10 protein-coding genes and 1 pseudogene are annotated in these 16286 nt (G+C 65.2%); 6 read left to right on the plus strand and 5 right to left on the minus strand.

Annotated features, from left to right (window positions below; genetic code table 11):
• Positions 1–66: 66 nt before the first annotated feature.
• Both EQZ23_RS05235 and EQZ23_RS05240 read right to left on the minus strand, forming a co-directional pair.
• Positions 67–1419 (minus strand): HAMP domain-containing sensor histidine kinase, encoded by a 1353-nt coding sequence (locus tag EQZ23_RS05235; protein WP_128453325.1) that lies wholly within the window; start codon positions 1417–1419, stop codon positions 67–69.
• Positions 1406–2083, minus strand: coding sequence for a response regulator transcription factor (locus EQZ23_RS05240; protein ID WP_056059426.1), 678 nt, complete (start codon positions 2081–2083; stop codon positions 1406–1408). The genes EQZ23_RS05235 and EQZ23_RS05240 overlap by 14 nt, the downstream gene beginning before the upstream one ends.
• A 158-nt stretch (positions 2084–2241) precedes the next feature.
• Here EQZ23_RS05240 and EQZ23_RS05245 point away from each other — a divergent pair, with 158 nt between their 5' ends.
• The 5 genes and pseudogenes from EQZ23_RS05245 to EQZ23_RS05265 all read left to right on the plus strand — a co-directional run bounded on the left by EQZ23_RS05245 (position 2242) and on the right by EQZ23_RS05265 (position 9934).
• Positions 2242–3483 carry a TolC family protein gene (locus EQZ23_RS05245; protein ID WP_240663258.1) on the plus strand — a complete coding sequence of 414 codons (1242 nt, stop codon included), beginning with the start codon at positions 2242–2244 and terminating at the stop codon, positions 3481–3483.
• Positions 3480–6662 (plus strand): CusA/CzcA family heavy metal efflux RND transporter, encoded by a 3183-nt coding sequence (locus EQZ23_RS05250; protein ID WP_128453327.1) that lies wholly within the window; start codon positions 3480–3482, stop codon positions 6660–6662. Before EQZ23_RS05245 ends, EQZ23_RS05250 begins: the two co-directional genes overlap by 4 nt.
• A gap of 18 nt (positions 6663–6680) precedes the next feature.
• Positions 6681–7586 carry an ATP-grasp fold amidoligase family protein gene (locus EQZ23_RS05255; protein WP_240663260.1) on the plus strand — a complete coding sequence of 302 codons (906 nt, stop codon included), beginning with the start codon at positions 6681–6683 and terminating at the stop codon, positions 7584–7586.
• A 230-nt stretch (positions 7587–7816) separates the two neighbouring features.
• Positions 7817–9385 (plus strand): aminotransferase class V-fold PLP-dependent enzyme, encoded by a 1569-nt coding sequence (locus EQZ23_RS05260; protein ID WP_240663264.1) that lies wholly within the window; start codon positions 7817–7819, stop codon positions 9383–9385.
• A 55-nt stretch (positions 9386–9440) separates the two neighbouring features.
• A pseudogene (locus EQZ23_RS05265) lies at positions 9441–9934 on the plus strand (nucleoside deaminase).
• A 356-nt stretch (positions 9935–10290) separates the two neighbouring features.
• Here EQZ23_RS05265 and EQZ23_RS05270 read toward each other — a convergent pair.
• Entirely contained in the window at positions 10291–11499 is a 1209-nt protein-coding gene (locus tag EQZ23_RS05270; protein WP_128453616.1) for an MFS transporter, read from the minus strand.
• Positions 11500–11613: 114 nt separating this feature from the next.
• Positions 11614–13962 carry a TonB-dependent receptor gene (locus EQZ23_RS05275; protein WP_240663267.1) on the minus strand — a complete coding sequence of 783 codons (2349 nt, stop codon included), beginning with the start codon at positions 13960–13962 and terminating at the stop codon, positions 11614–11616.
• A 144-nt stretch (positions 13963–14106) separates the two neighbouring features.
• On the opposite strand from EQZ23_RS05275, the gene EQZ23_RS05280 reads away from it, so the two are divergent.
• Entirely contained in the window at positions 14107–14775 is a 669-nt protein-coding gene (locus EQZ23_RS05280; protein WP_128453329.1) for a TetR/AcrR family transcriptional regulator, read from the plus strand.
• Between the two features lie 74 nt (positions 14776–14849).
• Here EQZ23_RS05280 and EQZ23_RS05285 read toward each other — a convergent pair whose 3' ends face one another.
• Entirely contained in the window at positions 14850–16175 is a 1326-nt protein-coding gene (locus EQZ23_RS05285; protein WP_240663269.1) for an amidohydrolase family protein, read from the minus strand.
• Positions 16176–16286 lie beyond the last annotated feature (111 nt).

A 16286-nucleotide genomic window follows, 5' to 3' on the forward strand; every position in this document is an offset into this window, starting at 1 on the left:
CTCGTTACGCGTCGTTTCGTCGAGGATTGAACGTGCGATCGGCACCCTGGTTGTCTAAATTCGGGTTCAGTCTTGATACGCGGGACCGATTAGCGAGACGGCACTGCCGACCTCGGCGAACCGCAACGTGAAGTCGTGCAGGTCGGCGATCGCCTTGACCAAGCTGAGCCCTAGTCCGGCGCCGTCGCAATCCTGCCGGCCGCGGTAGAATCGCTGCGTGACCAGCGACCGCTCGGCGATCGGTACGCCTGGCCCGTCGTCGGCCACGGTCATGACCACGCGCTCGCCGTCCTGCCGCAACGACAGCAGGACGCGACCGCCCGCGGGGCCGAACTTCATCGCGTTGTCGATCAGGTTCGAGACCGCTTCCATTAACAGGCTCGCATCGCCCTCGACAGAGGCGGTCGTGGCGATCTCGCAGGTCAGGTCGATCCCGCGATCCTCCGCGGTCGGGCGGTGAAGCTCGCACGCATCCTCCGCCAACCGCGCGAGGTCGACCGCGGCGAAGCGGCTGCGACGGGCGTGATCCTCCAGCTCGCGGATCCGCAGCAGCGCAGCGACGATCCCGAGCAGGGTGTCGACCTCCGCCAGCGCGGCATCGGCGACCGCCTCGAACTGCGCGCGCGTTTCCGCCTCGCGTAGCCCGCGTTCGACCCGCGCGCGCAAGCGGGTGAGCGGCGTGCGCAACTGGTGCGCGATGTCGTCGCCGACCCCGCGGACCTCGGTCACGAGCAGCTGGAGCCGGTCGAGCATCGCGTTGATATGCGCGCATAGTAGTCCGAAACTGTCGGGATCGGGGCCTACCGGCAGGCGCTCTGCCAGATCGCCCGCGACGATCCGGGCAGTGAGTGTGCGGACGGCGTCCACCTGTCGCGCCGCGCGTCGCCCGGCCGCCAGGCCAAACCCGATCGCCAGCAAGATCGCGGGGATCAGCGCGATCGCGAGCGACCGCTCGACCACCCGCAACGCCTCCTCCGCATCGTCGAGATCAACACCGGTAAGCAGCCGCGATCCGTCGGGCATCGCGCACACGACCAGTCGCGCGGTATCGCGGGTCTTGCCCGGCAGTTCGATCGTGTCGACGTCGGCGATCACCGATGCTCGCGTGATCTCGGGGACCGGCAGACGTGCGATGTTGCCTTCGATCAGCCTGCCATCGGCGGCAAACAGCGCGAGGAAGCGATCACGGTGGATATCGCGCGTCAGCATCGCCCGGACGGCCGACTGCCGCATCGGCGCCGCCAGTGAAGCCAGATCGCGACAATCGCTCGCAAACCCGCGCTCGGTCATCCGTCGGTGACTGCCGTTCGCCAGCACCCAAAACAGCCCCGCGACGACCAGCGACTGGACGATCAGCAAAGCCGCGATCGCCCCGCCCCACCGCCATGTCGCGCGTGCGCGGGGGTTAGAGCGGGACATCGAACACATAGCCTTGCCCGCGGACGTTACGGATCAGTTGCGGCTCGCCCTCGCCGTCGACCTTGCGACGCAGGCGGCCCATGTGGACGTCGACGACGTTGCTGTTGGGCTCGAAATTATAGCCCCAGACATCGCGCAATAGCATCGACCGCGTGACGATCCGGTCGGGCCGGCGGACCAGGTAATCGAGTAGCTTCAGCTCGCGTGGCAACAGGTCCAGCGCCCGCCCCGACCGGGTTGCGGTTCCCGCCAACAGGTCGAGATCGAGCGGGCCGACGATCAGCCGCGTGTCGCGTGTCTCGTTGGGCCGCCGCAGCAACGCCTCGACGCGGGCGATCAGTTCGACCAGCGCGAACGGCTTGGGAAGATAGTCGTCGCCCCCCGCGCGCAATCCCCGCACCCGGTCGTCGAGACTGCCGAGCGCGCTGAGCACCAGCGCTGGCGTCCGCCGGCCCTCGGCCCGCAACCGCGCGATCAGGTCGAGCCCTTCCCCGTCGGGCAGTTGCCGATCGACGATCAGCAGGTCGACGCCGTCCCCCTGCGCCGCGAGGAAACCATCCGCCAGCAAGGCGTGGTGCGTCACCGCATAGCCGTTCGCCGCCAGCTCGAGCGTGATCTCGTGCGCCGTGCCGGCATCGTCCTCGATGAGCAGGATATGCGTCATGCGACCAGTTCGCAGGCCGGGGGACGCGCCGTCAATTGAATTGCAGTTCAGACTCTGAACGCGGATTTAATCGACGCACCGCCGACCCCTCAGCTACCGATTTTTCCAAGGGTATGTCCTTGGAGAAGCACGTAATGCGGATTGTTGCCTTGGCCCTTATGGCTGGCGCCGTCATGCCGACCGCCGCGTATGCGCAGGCCCCGACTGGCACGGCGATCTCACTCGACCGGCTGGCGCAGGACGTCGTCGCCAACAATCCCGAGCGGCAATTCTATCAACGTCAGATCGAGACGGCGGGCGTCGAGCGATCGGCCGCCGGGCGCTGGGCCGATCCCGAGACGGTCGTTGAATTCGGCCAGCGCCGCGCCGATGATCGCACCACCGGGATGCCGCTTGGCGACGGGCTGACCTATGCCGTCTCGGTCGTCCAGCCGATCGAGTTCGGCGGCCGCATAGCGCTGCGCCGGGCCATTGCCGAGCGGCAGGTCGATCTCGCCAAGATGGGTCTCCAGCAGTTCGACGCCACGCTGGCGGCCCGCGCGCGGACGCTCGGCTATGCCTTGTTCGCCGCCGACGAGAAGGCGGGCGTCGCGCGCGAGGTTGCGAACCGGATGCGGGCGCTGGCGCGCGTGATCGTCTCGCGTGATCCATCCGGCCCCGCCCCGCGCCTCGAAGCCGCGTCTCTGCAAGCGGGCGCGATCAGTGCGGAGCGGACCGCGGCGATGGCCGATGCCGAGGCGAATTCGGCGCTGTACGAACTCAACCAATTGCGCGGCGCGCCGTTCGCCGCGCGGCTGCGGATCGTCCGCCCCGACATGTCGCTCCCCGATCTTCCATCGGGTACGACGCTGGCCGCCAACGCGACCGCGAACAATTTCGAACTGAAGGCGCTGCGCGCACAGTTCGAGCAGCAGGGCCTGCGCGTCGATCTCGCGCGGAAGGCACGCCTCCCGACCGTCGGGATCGGCCCCTATTACGACCGCGCGCGTTCGGACATCCGCGAGACTAATTATGGCGTCCGCCTGTCGACTACGATCCCGCTGTGGAACCGACAGGCGGGCGAAGTTGCGGTCGAGCAGGGTCGGCAAGCGCAGGCCAACGCGACGCTGGTCAATGCCGAACGCCGCATCGCGCGCGACGTGTTCGATCAGGCCGCACAATATGAGGCGAAGCGTTCCGCGCTCGGCAAATGGGACGGCAACACGCCGCGCAGCTTTGCCGATGCCGCCGAAGAGGCCAACCGCAACTTCCAGCTCGGCGCGATTCCGCTGGCGATCTACATGCAGATGCAGCAATCCTATATCGAGGCGACCAACGCGGTGCTCGATACGCGGCGCGAGGCACTCGAGGCGCTGCTTCAGTTGCGCGCGCTCAACGGCGGCAACGCGCTCGCTCGATGATTGCCGGGCTCCTAGATTTCGTCACGCGACGCCGTCTGGCGATCGCGGTGGTGACCGCGCTGATCGCGGCGGTCGGCCTGTGGTCGTTCGCCAATCTCCAGATCGACGCGATCCCCGACATCACCGGGGTGCAAGTGCAGGTCAACACGATGGTCCCAGCCCTCGCGCCCGAGGAGATCGAGCGGCTCGCGACGCTACCGATCGAACGCGCGATGGCGGGCCAGCCGGGGCTCGAGGAGACGCGCTCCCTGACCAAGACCGGGCTCAGCCAGGTGACGCTGCTCTACAAGGACGGCACCGACCAGATGCGCGCACGCCAGCTCGTCACCGAGCGGCTGAACGCGGTCCGCGACCAGTTGCCGCCGGGCGCCTCGCCACAGCTCGCGCCGATCACCACCGGTCTCGGCGAGATCTATTACTACACGCTCGAATGGAAGCGGCCGCCCGCGAGCTTGGACGCGCAGCGCCAGTTGATGGAGCTCTACGAGGCGCAGGAATATACCGTGCGCTCGATGCTGCGCGCGGTCGCCGGCGTCGCCGACGTCAACACCAATGGCGGTCTGGAACAGCAGTTCGTCGTCGAGCCCGATCCGCGGCGGCTGACGATGCACGGCGTGACCGCGGCCGAACTCGCGCAGGCGGTCGGCAAGAACGTCGAGAATGCGGGCGGCGGCATTATCGCACGCGGCGCCGAGCGCTTCACCGTGCTCACCAACGGCCGTGTGACGAGCGCGACCGATATCGGCGCGATCCCGGTGAAGTTCGCGGGCGGAATCCTGCCGCTCCAGGTCCGCGATCTCGCCGACGTCGTAATCGGATCGGCGCCGCGCCAGGGCGCCGCGACGCAGAACGGCCGCGAGACCGTGCTCGGCACCGTGATGATACTGGTCGGGCAGAACAGTCGCGAGGTCGCGCTCCGCGTGGCAGACGCCCTGCCCGATATCCAGTCGGCGCTGCCCAAGGGCATGGTTGTCCACCAGCAATATAGCCGCGCCGACCTGGTCGACCGGACGATCTCGACGGTCGCGCACAATCTCGGCGAAGGCGCGCTGCTCGTCGCGCTCGTGCTACTGCTGGTGATGGGCAATTGGCGCGCGGCGCTGATCGTGACGATCGTCATCCCCCTAGCCTTCCTCGTCACCGTCTCGGGGATGCACGCGATCGGCGTGTCGGGAAACCTGATGAGTCTCGGCGCGCTCGATTTCGGGCTAATCGTCGACGGCGCGATCGTGGTGGTCGAGAACAGCCTGAGGCTGCTCGCCGAGCGCCGTCGCGCCAAGGGTGAAGACCTCACGCCTGACGAACGCCGCAAAACGGTAACGGACGCAGCACGGATGGTGGCGCGCCCGACGATGTTCGGCATCGCGATCATCGCGCTCGTCTATGTCCCCGTCCTCAGCCTCGGCGGGGTCGAGGGCAAGCTGTTCCAGCCAATGGCGCAGGCAGTCATGCTCGCGATCTTCGCCGGGCTGGTCTGGACGTTCACGGTCGTCCCCGCGCTGTCCGCCTGGCTGCTGCGCGCGCCGGCCAGCGAAAAGGACGACAGCCGCCACAAGGGCCTGATCGGGCTCGCCGAACGCGGCTACGCGCCGACGCTTGAGCGCGCGCTGGCACATCCGAAGCTGTTGGTACTTGGCGCGCTGGTCATGCTCGCGGTCACGTTCGGGGTCTTCAAGACACTAGGGTCGCAGTTCACGCCGCAGCTCGACGAGGGCTCGATCACCGCGATGGTCTATCGCCCGGTCGGCATGTCGCTCGAACGCAGCCTCGCGATCGAACAGGAAACCGAACGCCAGATCCGCCGGCAATTCCCGCAGGTCAGTCACACCTTCTCGCGGATCGGCACCAGCGAGGTCGCGACCGATCCGATGCCGCCCAACGAGAACGACCTCTATATCTTCTACGCGCCCGAGAAGGACTGGCCGACCGGCGACGGCAAGCCGAAGACCAAGGACGAACTCGTGGCTGGGATCGAGAAAGTCGGGCGGCAGGTCTACGAGGGCCAGAGCTTCGAATTCGCGCAGCCGATCGAGATGCGCTTCAACGAGATGCTCGAAGGCGTGCGCGCTGACGTGTCGGTGAAGATCTTCGGCGAGGATTACGACGTGCTCGAACGCGCCGCCAAGCAAGCCAAGGCGATCCTCGACAAGCAACCCGGCACCGAACATGTCGAGTTCGAAACCGCCGGTCGCCCCAAGAGCGTCGTCGTCGAACTCGATCACGCGGCGATGCTGCGGCTCGGGCTGGGCACGGCCGAGGTGAACACGGCGATCACCGATGCGATCGCCGGCGCCGAGGTTGGCTTCATCCCGGAAGGCGAGGCGCGCCACATGATCGTCGTCCGCATGCCCGAAAGCTTCCGTGCCGATCCCGCCGCGATCCTCGCGCTGCCGTTGCGCGTCGGCGAGTATGGGATGGTGCCGCTGTCGCGCGTCGCCCGGCTGCGCGTGACGCCGAAGGTCGAGCCGATCCTCCACGACGGCGGCAAGCGTCGCGCCGCGCTGATGGTCACGCTCAACACCAGCGACCTCGCCGGCTATGTCGCCAAAGCGCGCGCTGCGGTCGACGGCCAGGTCAAGCTCCCGCCGGGCTACCGGATCGAGTTCGGCGGCCAGTTCCACCAGCTAGAGGCCGCACAGAAGCGCCTGTCGATCGTCGTCCCCGCCGCGCTCGTACTTATCTTCCTGCTGGTCTACGCCGCGCTTGGCAGCGTGAAAGAGGCGGCGATCGTCTATACCGGCATCCCGTTCGCGGTGACCGGCGGCGTGCTTGCGCTGTGGCTGCGCGGCATGCCGTTCTCAATTACCGCGGCGATCGGCTTCATCGCGCTGTCGGGGATCGCGATGCTCAACGGGCTGGTGCTGGTCGACCACATCAATTCACTCCGCGACGGCCGTGACGGCGACCCGCGCACCGTCGACGACGCGGTCCGCGAAGGCGCCCGCGATCGCCTCCGCCCGGTGCTGTCCACCGCGTTGGTGGCGTCGATCGGCTTCGTTCCGATGGCGATTGCGAGCGGCGCAGGCGCGGAGGTACAACGGCCATTGGCGACCGTTGTGATCGGCGGGATCGTCACCTCGACGCTGCTTACGCTGCTGCTGCTCCCGAGCCTGTATCGTTGGCTGGTCCGGGAGCGTGAGTCCGACATGCAGGCCGATCACGTAGACCCGTCCTCCTGATCATCGATGCAGACGGACGTGATCCCCAGCACCACTGCACCGCTTTCGGTGACTTGGCCGCAGACGTCTTATCTGGCGGACTTCGGCGAAAAAGCGCGCCCGGCGCCCGCGTTCGCCGCGTGGATCCGCGTGCACTTGACCTATTGGTGGCGGCACCGGCGACGATTGTCGATCGACCGACCGCAACGCTTCACCGAGTTCGTACAGCGACGCAAATTGGTCGACCGCGATCCCCGCATACCGCAGATGATCGACAAGGTAGCCGTAAAGCCATTCGTCGCCGCCATGCTTGGCACCGATTGGGTAACCCCCACCCTCTGGTCGGGCGAGATACTGCCTGACCAGATCCCCTTTCCCGGCCCGTTCGTCGTTAAATCGCGTCACGGCTGCAACCAGTACCGCGTCGTTCGCGATGCGTCGGACGACTGGAACGCCGTCCGCGCGGCGGCAGCGGCATGGATGCAACGGTCCTACGGCCTCTGGCTCGACGAATGGGGCTATCGTGACGTGCCGCGCGGCATACTGATCGAACCCTTTGTCGGCGAGGGACCGGCGCTGCCGGTCGATTACAAGCTATACGTGTTCCACGGCCGGGTCGAAGCGATCCAGGTTCACGTCAATCGTGAGACATGCCACCAATGGGTGATCTTCGATCGGGATTGGCGCGGAATGTCGACCGATGCCGATCGCTTCAATACTCAGCCGCCAATCAGTTTGCCGCTCATGATTGAGGGGGCAGAATCTTTGGGATGCGAGTTCGCATTCGTCCGTGTCGACTTCTACGACACAGGCGTCATACCCCGATTTGGGGAAATGACATTTTATCCCGGCTCAGGCCTGGATCCGTTCGATCCGCCTCGATTGGACGAGTTGCTCGGTGATCATTGGCGTCAGATTTCCGGAACCGACAGAACCATGACTTAACGCTCGATCGTATCTTTGCCTGTGCCAACTTCTAACCCTCATCGAGCTTCCAATCGAGGTTTTGTTTGCTCGATGACTGGGGGCGTTACATTAATTCGTCCGCGACACCCTCCAGCCCGCCGACAGAGGCAACGATCGTTCCTGCGCGTGGTTGGCCGGAAAGGTCGAGGCAATTTTGTCATGCGCATGCCCTGCGTTTTGATCTCGCTGGTACGCGAAGTATTCGGCCATTGCATGACGCCGCCCCTAACTGCTTGTTTGGTAAAGAAGATCAACGATTCTCGTGGGGCTTTCCGGCGGCCGTGCGTTTGACCCACTCGATCACGAGAGGGTTAGCCATGGATCAGAAGAGTGCGCCGTTGGCCGATGCGCTGGCGGCAATCGAGAAGAGGCCGGTCGTCGGCTTCGGAGCGCCGGGCCACAACCAAGGTTCGGCTATTCCCGGCGGCATGAAAGCGCTGCTCGGCAAGCGGGTCTTCGAAGCTGACGTGCTCACGCCGAAGGGTCTCGACGATCGGACCGAAGGAAAACTCGCGCTTCAACGGGCGCACGAGATTGCGGCGGAGGCCTGGAATGCCGACTTCTGCCGGTTCGTGACCGGCGGATCCACGCAGAGCCTTCACACCGTGATGGCGTCCGTCGCCGGGCCGGGTGACACCATCCTGATCGCCGCAAACGCCCACAAAGCAGAGCGAACCTATGCGCTGGCGACAGGGCTCGATGCCGTTGTCGTCCCGGTACAGATCGACGAGGCATGGGACATCGAACATGGGGTCGAGCCGCAGGCGCTTGGCGCCGCGCTGGCGGCGCATCCGACTGCCAAGGCATTCATCGTCGTCAGCCCGACCTACTACGGCGTCACGAGTGATATAGCGGCGCTCGCCACCGTCTGTCACGATCACGGCATTCCGCTGATCGTCGACGCCGCCTGGGGTGGTGCGTTCGCATTCTGTGAAGGACTGCCGGACGATCCGCTGACCAAGGGGGCGGATGCCGCCGTCTACAGCGCCCATAAGACGATGGGGGCCCTCGCGCAGGGGTCGGTAATCGTCGCCAAGGGCGACCTGATCGATCGCCAGCGACTGTGGATGGCCTATGAGCTGTTCGAGACCACCAGCCCGTCGGTACCGATCCTTGTTACCCTCGACGCGACGCGGCGCGATCACGCACTGAACGGCGAGCAGCTGTGGACCGACGTCATCGCCTTGGCGAAGAACGTTCGCGGAAAAATTGGCGGTATCGCGGGTTTGCGCGTGTTCGGCGACGACCATCTGCCGCCAAATGCCGATCTGGACATAACGAAGGTGCTGATCGACGTCTCGGCGCTGGGCGTATCGGGGTATGCCGTCGACGATTGGCTCTACAAGCATCACCGGATCAGCATGGGACTCTCCGACACCCGCCATATTCTGGCGGTCCTGTCGCTGGGCACAACCAGGTCCGATCTCCGCAAGCTCGTCCGTGGCTTGCAGGATCTCGTAAAGCAGCTCGATGCCGATCCCTTCATCCTGCCGGCAATCTCTCCTGTGCCCGGGATTGGCACCCTGTCCGTCGACATGGCGATGCCCGGGCCTGCGGCACTCTACGGCCCAGCCGAAATGGTGGCCTACGAGGCGGCTGCTGGACGAGTCGCAGCCGAAATGATCGCGCCCGCGCCACCTGGCGTCCCTCGGCTGGTGCCGGGCCAGCGCATCACTGCTGCGCACGTCGCATGGCTTGTCGCGAACCGTGATGCCGGGGCTTTCGTGATGGATCCGGTCGACCCGACCGAAGCAACCGTGAGGGTGGTGCAGAGCTGAAGCAACCGAAGCGAACCGCCAAATCTTACAGCAGCTGCAATTAGGTGGATACACAATGCAGACTCATACCGACGAACACTGGATGCAAATGGCGATAGACGTCGCGCGCTCCAAAGGGTCCGATCCCTCAACCTCGCCGCTTGGATGCGTTATCGTGCTAGACGGGAAGGTGATTGCCGCCGAACGCAATCAGACCAAGGAATTGCCTGACGCAACCGCTCATGCCGAGATGATGGCGATCCGTCGGGCTTGTGAGCAAACCGGAAAACTGGAACTGCGTGGGGCAACGTTATACTCGACGCTCCAGCCGTGCGGCATGTGCACGATGGCGTCGATCTGGTCGAAGGTTGGCCGCGTCGTCTACGGTGCGGTCGCAGCGATGTCCATCCAATGTATTTCGAAGCCAAACACGTCGATACGCTCGGCTTCATCGGCGACGCTTATCGGGACGATATCGAGATTGAGGGCGGCTGCCTGCGCGCAGCTTGCACAGAACTTTATTACGGTCCCGACGCTAACTTAGACGAAGAGGAACAGGCTAACCTCTGAAGCGCAGCATGCTACCCACGAGTGAATGTCGACAGCTATCGGGGTCTAGGCGAGGCAAAGCCGTCCTACCCCGGCATCCGCGACGACTCACTCGTGGACGTTGACCCGGCCTCTAGCGCTGCTCAAAACCTGCCATTTGTTCAGCGTCCGTTTCGGCTGGGATCGTTTGAATGGCATAGCCGGCATTCCCCTGAACTGAGCGGTTTCAGGTGTCGAGCAGTACCGCCATTCTCGTGCCTGTTCCGAGCGATCGGTCGGGTCGGAGATTATCAATGCTTCACAAACAGTTATTCACATTCTTTCGGCGCATGCCGAAACAGTCCGGGCTGCAGCATACCTTTGTCGGTGTTGGCGTCTTAAGTCGATTGATCGACCCAGTCCTGACGGAGCGGTGTCGACGCCATCCACATCAGCAACGCAGCCACGAGATACAGCACGAGCCCCGCGAGCATCGCATAGCGCAGCGCTTCGTCGCCATAGCGCGTGGCAAGCGTGTCCGAGAGTGCGCCGAGCGCGAAACTGCCGCCGCCAAGACCGATGAGGTTGTTGATCAGCAAGAAGGTCGCCGATGCGGTAGCGCGCATATGCCCGGGTACCAGATGCTGGATCGCCGTGATGACGGGCGCGAGCCAGACATAGGCGAGTGCCTGCGGGACGAGGAAGAAGACGAACGCCGCCGTCATCGACGACGACAGGATCCCCGCGGCGAACAGGGGCACCGCGATAACGAACGCGATCGCGGGGACGCGCGCGTACATCCGCCGATCGCGCGCGCCCAGCCGATCGCCGAGCACGCCACCAAGCAGGACGCCTGCAACACCCCCCAGCAACAACACGCCGCCGTAGAATTGCGCCGTCTCGATCAGGTCGAGCCCGAAGCTCCGCTGCATCAGCGACGGCAGCCAGAAGGCCAGGCCATAGCCCAGCATCGAACTCGCCGAGGCGCCGAACGCGAGCAGCCAGAAGCTCGGCTTGCGCGCGAGGATGCCGAACACGCGGCGGACGGGTTCGCGGTCGCGGGGATCGGCCCCACGGACCGGCTCGCGCACGCACAGCCGAAACACCGGCGCGAGCACCAGCCCTGCGACACCGACCGCGACGAACGCGGTCCGCCAGTCGATCGACGTCGCGATATAGCCGCCGAGCATCACGCCGGCCGCCGACCCGAGCGGGATGCCGAGCGAATAGACCGCCAGCGCGCGCGCACGGCGGTCGGGCGCGAACGTGTCCGCGATCACCGCATAGGAGGGCGCGACGCCCCCCGCCTCGCCAACCCCTACGCCGACGCGGAACGCGAACAGCTGCGCGAAACTGCCCGCCACGCCGCACAGCGCGGTGAACGCGCTCCACACCGCGAGCGAGAGCGTGATCACCCAGGTCCGGCTCGTCCGGTCGGCGACCCACGCGAGCGGGATCGCTAGCGTTGAATACAGCAACGCGAACGCCAGCCCGCCCAGCAGGCCCAGCTGCGTATCGGTCAGTGCCAGGTCGGTCTTGATCGTCGGCGCGAGGATGCCGAGGATCTGTCGGTCGACGAAGTTGAACGTGTAGACCAGCAACAGCATTACGAGCGCCGTCACGCGGTAGCGGCGGCCTTCGCGCGGAGCCGCCGGGATAGGATTCGCCATACTCTACTCCAGCAACCGGAGGGCGATCACCCGCGCCCCGGTTGCGCTCCATCAGAATTTCGCGGTGAGGGTCGCGAATACCTGACGCGGGTTGCCGTAATAGGCGGTCAGCACGCCGTCGCTGCCGAGTGATGGCCGCAACGCGCCCGCCGCCGTGCGCAGATAGTCGCCGGTATCGGGGTTCTGCAGCAGGAAATTATAGCCCGACACGACATAGCGCTTGTTCGTCAGGTTCTTGCCGTGCACCCCGATCGAGAAGCGCGCATCGATGGTATAAACCAGGTTCGCGTCGAGCAACGCATATGCCGGCTGGTCGAGCAACGGCGTCCGCAACTCAAACTGCTGCGAATCGCTGCGATAGGACAGCGTCGTGCTCGCGTCGATCGCGCCCCCGGATCCGACCGGTACATGATAGGCCAGCGTGCCGCTCGCGGTCAGGTCGGGCGTGTTCTGAAACCTGCGATTGGCGGCGACATTGATCCCGCGGGCGTCGATGAAGCGCGTGTATTTGGCATCGAGATAGCCAATCGTCCCCGACAGGTTGATCCGGTCGCTGGCACCCGCAATCCCCTCCGCGACCGTCAGATTGGCCTCGCCTTCGATGCCGTTGATCCGGGCGCGACCGGCGTTGGTGGTGATGCCGATGAAGGTCTGGATACCGCCGACAGTGGCACCGACCGATCCGGGCACCTGCACATCGGTGTATTTGGAGTGGAACCCCGCGATGGCGAGCGTCAGCCGACGGTCGAACAGCGACGCCTTGTATCCAGCCTCGAAGCTTTCGACGCTCTCGGGCCCGAACGACAGGAAATTATAGATATCCTGCTGGTCGCCGCCTGCACCGGTAATGCCGTTGCCGTTCAGGTCGGGGGCCGCGGTACCGACGCCGCGCGGGTCGAACCCGCCGCCCTTGAACCCCTTGGACCAGCTCGCATACAGCGTGTTGTTGGCATCGGGCTTGAAGCTGACGGACGCGCGCGGCGTGAACTTCGCGAAGGTCGCCGTCCCGCGGAAGTCGGTCTGGCGTGCGATCGGAGCGGTCATGCCGCCGAAAAACGGCGAGGCGCCCAGATACACATTGCGCTGAACCTGCGACATGCGATCATCCCAGGTGTAGCGTCCGCCGACCGAGAGGCTGAGCTTCCGCGTGACGTCGAGCGTGGCATCGCCGAAGATCGCCACCGTGTTGGTCCGCACGTTCCCGAACGTTAGGGCGGTCACGGTCGCCGGCAGCCGCACGTCGAATACGGTGCGTGCCTTGGCGTCGAGATAATACAGCCCCGCCAGCATGTTGACCGGTCCGGCATCGACCAGCAGCTGCACTTCCTGGCTAAACTGTTCGTTATTGTAAAAGGCGGGGACGTCGACGTCGACCGCGGGCAGCGCGTCGAAATCGATCGGCGTCGCGCTGTCGTCCTTGCGATAGCCGGTGATGCTGCGCAGCGTCAGGAACGCGGCGGGCTTGAGTTCGGCGAAGAATGAGCCCCCATAGGCCTCGACCGACTGCTTCGGCGCGACCAGTCCCCCGCGACTGTCGAACACGTTGGACAGCACGGGCGTCTGGGAGACCAGACCCGGAATCAGCCGATGCCCGCCCCGTGGGTTGCTGTTATCCTTCGTATAGTCTCCCGACAGGCGGAAGAATGCGCTGTCGCCCGCCTCATACTGCAGCGTGCCGCGCGCGCCCCAGAAGTCCTTGTTGTAGTTGTCCTGTCCCGTAGTGAGATTGGTGCCGAACCCACCCCGGCTTAGCCGCGCGACCGCTCCACCAATCCTGAACCCGGTGTCGCCGATCGGCGTGCTCGCGCTGATCACGCCGTCTGCCTGGTCATAGCTGCCATAGGTCCCGCGAATGCTCAGCGTCGGATCCGCACCGATCCGGCGGGTCACGTATTTCACGGCACCGCCGATCGTGTTGCGACCGTAAAGCGTGCCCTGCGGCCCGCGCAGCACCTCGATCCGCTCCACATCGTAAATGTCGAGCACCGCGGCCTGCGGACGGTTGAGATAGACGTCGTCGAGATAGATCCCCACGCCCGCCTCGAACCCGGCAACCGGATCTTGCTGGCCCACACCGCGAATGAAGGCGGTCAACGTCGAATTGGTGCCGCGCGACGTCTCGAGCGTGACGTTCGGCGTGACACTCGCCAGATCGGTGACGTCCAGTGCACCCGACGCCTCAAGCTGCGCGCCCGTAAACGCGGTGATCGCAATCGGAACGTCGAGCAGCCGCTCCTCACGGCGGCGGGCGGTGACAACGATATCGCCGTCTATCCCGGCCTCTTCGGCGATTGGTCCGACCTGGGCGGCGTCTGCAGCCCTGGTGCCGGGTTCCGTCTGCGCGGATGCGGATCCTGCGAGCAGCGCACCGAGTGCGACCCCGGCGTTCAACATGATCATCACGGATTTCGGCTGTGCCACGGTGTCATCCCCTCCTGCGGCGCCCGCTTGATGCGCCCGGTATGATCCGGGTTGTGCGCCTTGATGACAGCCTATACTGAAACCTGAACCAGTATTCAACTTGTGTATCGAGGCAGATAAAAAATGGCAAAGGCGCAGGAAACGACGCCGTCAGAGTCCGCGGTCATCGGCGAAGGCAAAGCGCCTCGTACCGAGCGTGGCCGCCGAACGATGCGCGCGATCCTGGACGCCGCTGCGGTCGAATTCGGCGACAATGGGTTTCACCAGGCGTCGATCAGCGACATCACGCGCCGCGCCGGGGTCGCGCTCGGAAGTTTCTACACGTATTTCGACTCCAAGGACGCGGTGTTCCGCGCGCTCGTACGTGACATGTCAGACCAGGTTCGCGATCATGTCGCTCCTGCAATCCTTTCTGCTCCTGACCAGATTGCGGCGGAGCAGGCGGGGCTTCGCGAGTTCATCACCTTCGTCCGCCGGCACAAGGAAATCTACCGGATCATCGACGAATCCGAATTCGTCGATTCCGAGAGTTTCCGCCTTCATTACGCGACTACGGCAGACCGAATCACCGGCCGCCTGCGCAAGGCCGCCGAGCGCGGCGAAGTCACGGGCGACGTCAGCGAGGTCCATGGCTGGGCGATCATGGGAATGAACGTCTTCCTCGGACTTCGCTACGGCGTCTGGAGCGAAGACGAGACACCAGATGATATCGCTACGGTCGTCGCGAAAATGCTAAAAGATGGCATTTTGCGCAGCCCTGATGACCGAGCTATGCCCGAGGTCAATTATTGATGGGCGGATTGGGTACACGACCCACAAACGGTCATTGGCCTGCGGTTCCGGGCTCACCAGTTTTGGACGTTCATTCATCTTCGGACATCGGATTGAGAGGGCGGTTGTGATTGGCTTGAGAACGAGTTCGTGACGATGGTCCCGCCCATCATAACCATCCGAACGCGACGAAGCGCGGCGATATCCGCGGTCGGATCGCCCGATACAGCGACCAGATCGGCTAGAAGACCAGGTTTTACCATACCCAGCTTGTCAGCGAGATGGAGCGACAGCGCGTTGCCCGAGGTCGCAGCGATCAAGACGTCTGCACGGCGCATCCCCGCATCGACCAGCAATTCCATCTCGCGCACGTTCTGCCCGTGCGCGAACACGCCAGCATCGCCGCCGACGCAGATCGGGACTCCTGCTTTAAGGGCCAGCGTCAGACTCAAACGACTGAGCGCGACAGCGGGCGGCGCCGGTTCGCTGCCGTTCCAGCCGCGATAATGCGACGTCGCGTCCGATGCGGCGAGCGTCGGGCACAGCGCGATGCGCTTGGCTGCCATGGCTGCAAAGATCGCAGGCGTACCGCCATAGCCATGTTCGATGGTGTCGACCCCGGCGGCAACCGCACGTCGCATACCCTCGGCGGTGGCGGCGTGGACGGCGACCGGTCGCCCCGCATCATGCGCCGCCGCGACCGCTGCCGTGATCTCGGCGAGGCTCAGCGTCGCGCGGCTCTCCTCGCCGGGCCGCCAGCGATAATCGGCGTAAAGCTTCACCCAGTCCGCGCCCGCCGCGATCTGACGGCGCACCGCGGCCACCATCTGATCGACCCCCGACACCTCCTCGGCCCCTTGGGGGATGCCGACGCCAGGCTCGAAACCCTTCGGACCATAAGCGCCCAGTGCCACGATTGCCCGCGTCGCGACCGACAGCCGCGGCCCCGGCACGATACCCTGATCGATCGCGGCCTTCAGTCCGACATCCGCATAGCCCGCGCCCTCCGTGCCGAGATCGCGTTCGCTGGTGAAGCCGGCGAGCAACGTTGCCTTGGCATTTGCGACCGCGCGCGCGGTGCGGAGTGCGAGCGGCTCATGCAGAACCTGATCGTCCCAGCTGGCTTCGTTGTAAGGGTGCAGGAACAGATGCCCATGACCCTCGATCATGCCGGGCATCAGTGTATCCCCGGCAAGCTCGACGATGCGCGTATCGGCGGGCAGCGACAGTTCGGGCCCCACGGCGACGATCCGGTCGCCCGTGACCAGCACCTGCCAGCCGGCATGGACCACCCCGTCCGCGCCGTCGAAGACGCCGGCTGGTTTCAGGAGGATCGATGCCGGACCGGACGCCGGCAGCGCCCCCGCGGGTCCGAGCAAGACCGCCGCGGTCGTCAGCATTACCGTCGTCAGCCACCGCATGGTCTTTCCCCCCGTTCTCGCCTTACGCTTCGGGTATCCCGAAGACCTGAGAGGACCTGTCGAGCGCAGCTACCGCCCGGGCGGCTGACGTCGATCTGTCTGGATTCAGCG

The organism is Sphingomonas sp. UV9, assembly GCF_004101245.1.
Taxonomy (GTDB): Bacteria; Pseudomonadota; Alphaproteobacteria; order Sphingomonadales; family Sphingomonadaceae; genus Sphingomonas.

Coding starts and splice junctions, on each gene's coding strand:
- EQZ23_RS05235 (WP_128453325.1), bottom strand. CDS start 1,419: ATGTCCCGCTCTAACCCCCGCGCACGCGCGACATGGCGGTGGGGCGGG.
- EQZ23_RS05240 (WP_056059426.1), bottom strand. CDS start 2,083: ATGACGCATATCCTGCTCATCGAGGACGATGCCGGCACGGCGCACGAG.
- EQZ23_RS05245 (WP_240663258.1), top strand. CDS start 2,242: ATGGCTGGCGCCGTCATGCCGACCGCCGCGTATGCGCAGGCCCCGACT.
- EQZ23_RS05250 (WP_128453327.1), top strand. CDS start 3,480: ATGATTGCCGGGCTCCTAGATTTCGTCACGCGACGCCGTCTGGCGATC.
- EQZ23_RS05270 (WP_128453616.1), bottom strand. CDS start 11,499: ATGCTGTTGCTGGTCTACACGTTCAACTTCGTCGACCGACAGATCCTC.
- EQZ23_RS05275 (WP_240663267.1), bottom strand. CDS start 13,962: ATGATCATGTTGAACGCCGGGGTCGCACTCGGTGCGCTGCTCGCAGGA.
- EQZ23_RS05280 (WP_128453329.1), top strand. CDS start 14,107: ATGGCAAAGGCGCAGGAAACGACGCCGTCAGAGTCCGCGGTCATCGGC.
- EQZ23_RS05285 (WP_240663269.1), bottom strand. CDS start 16,175: ATGCGGTGGCTGACGACGGTAATGCTGACGACCGCGGCGGTCTTGCTC.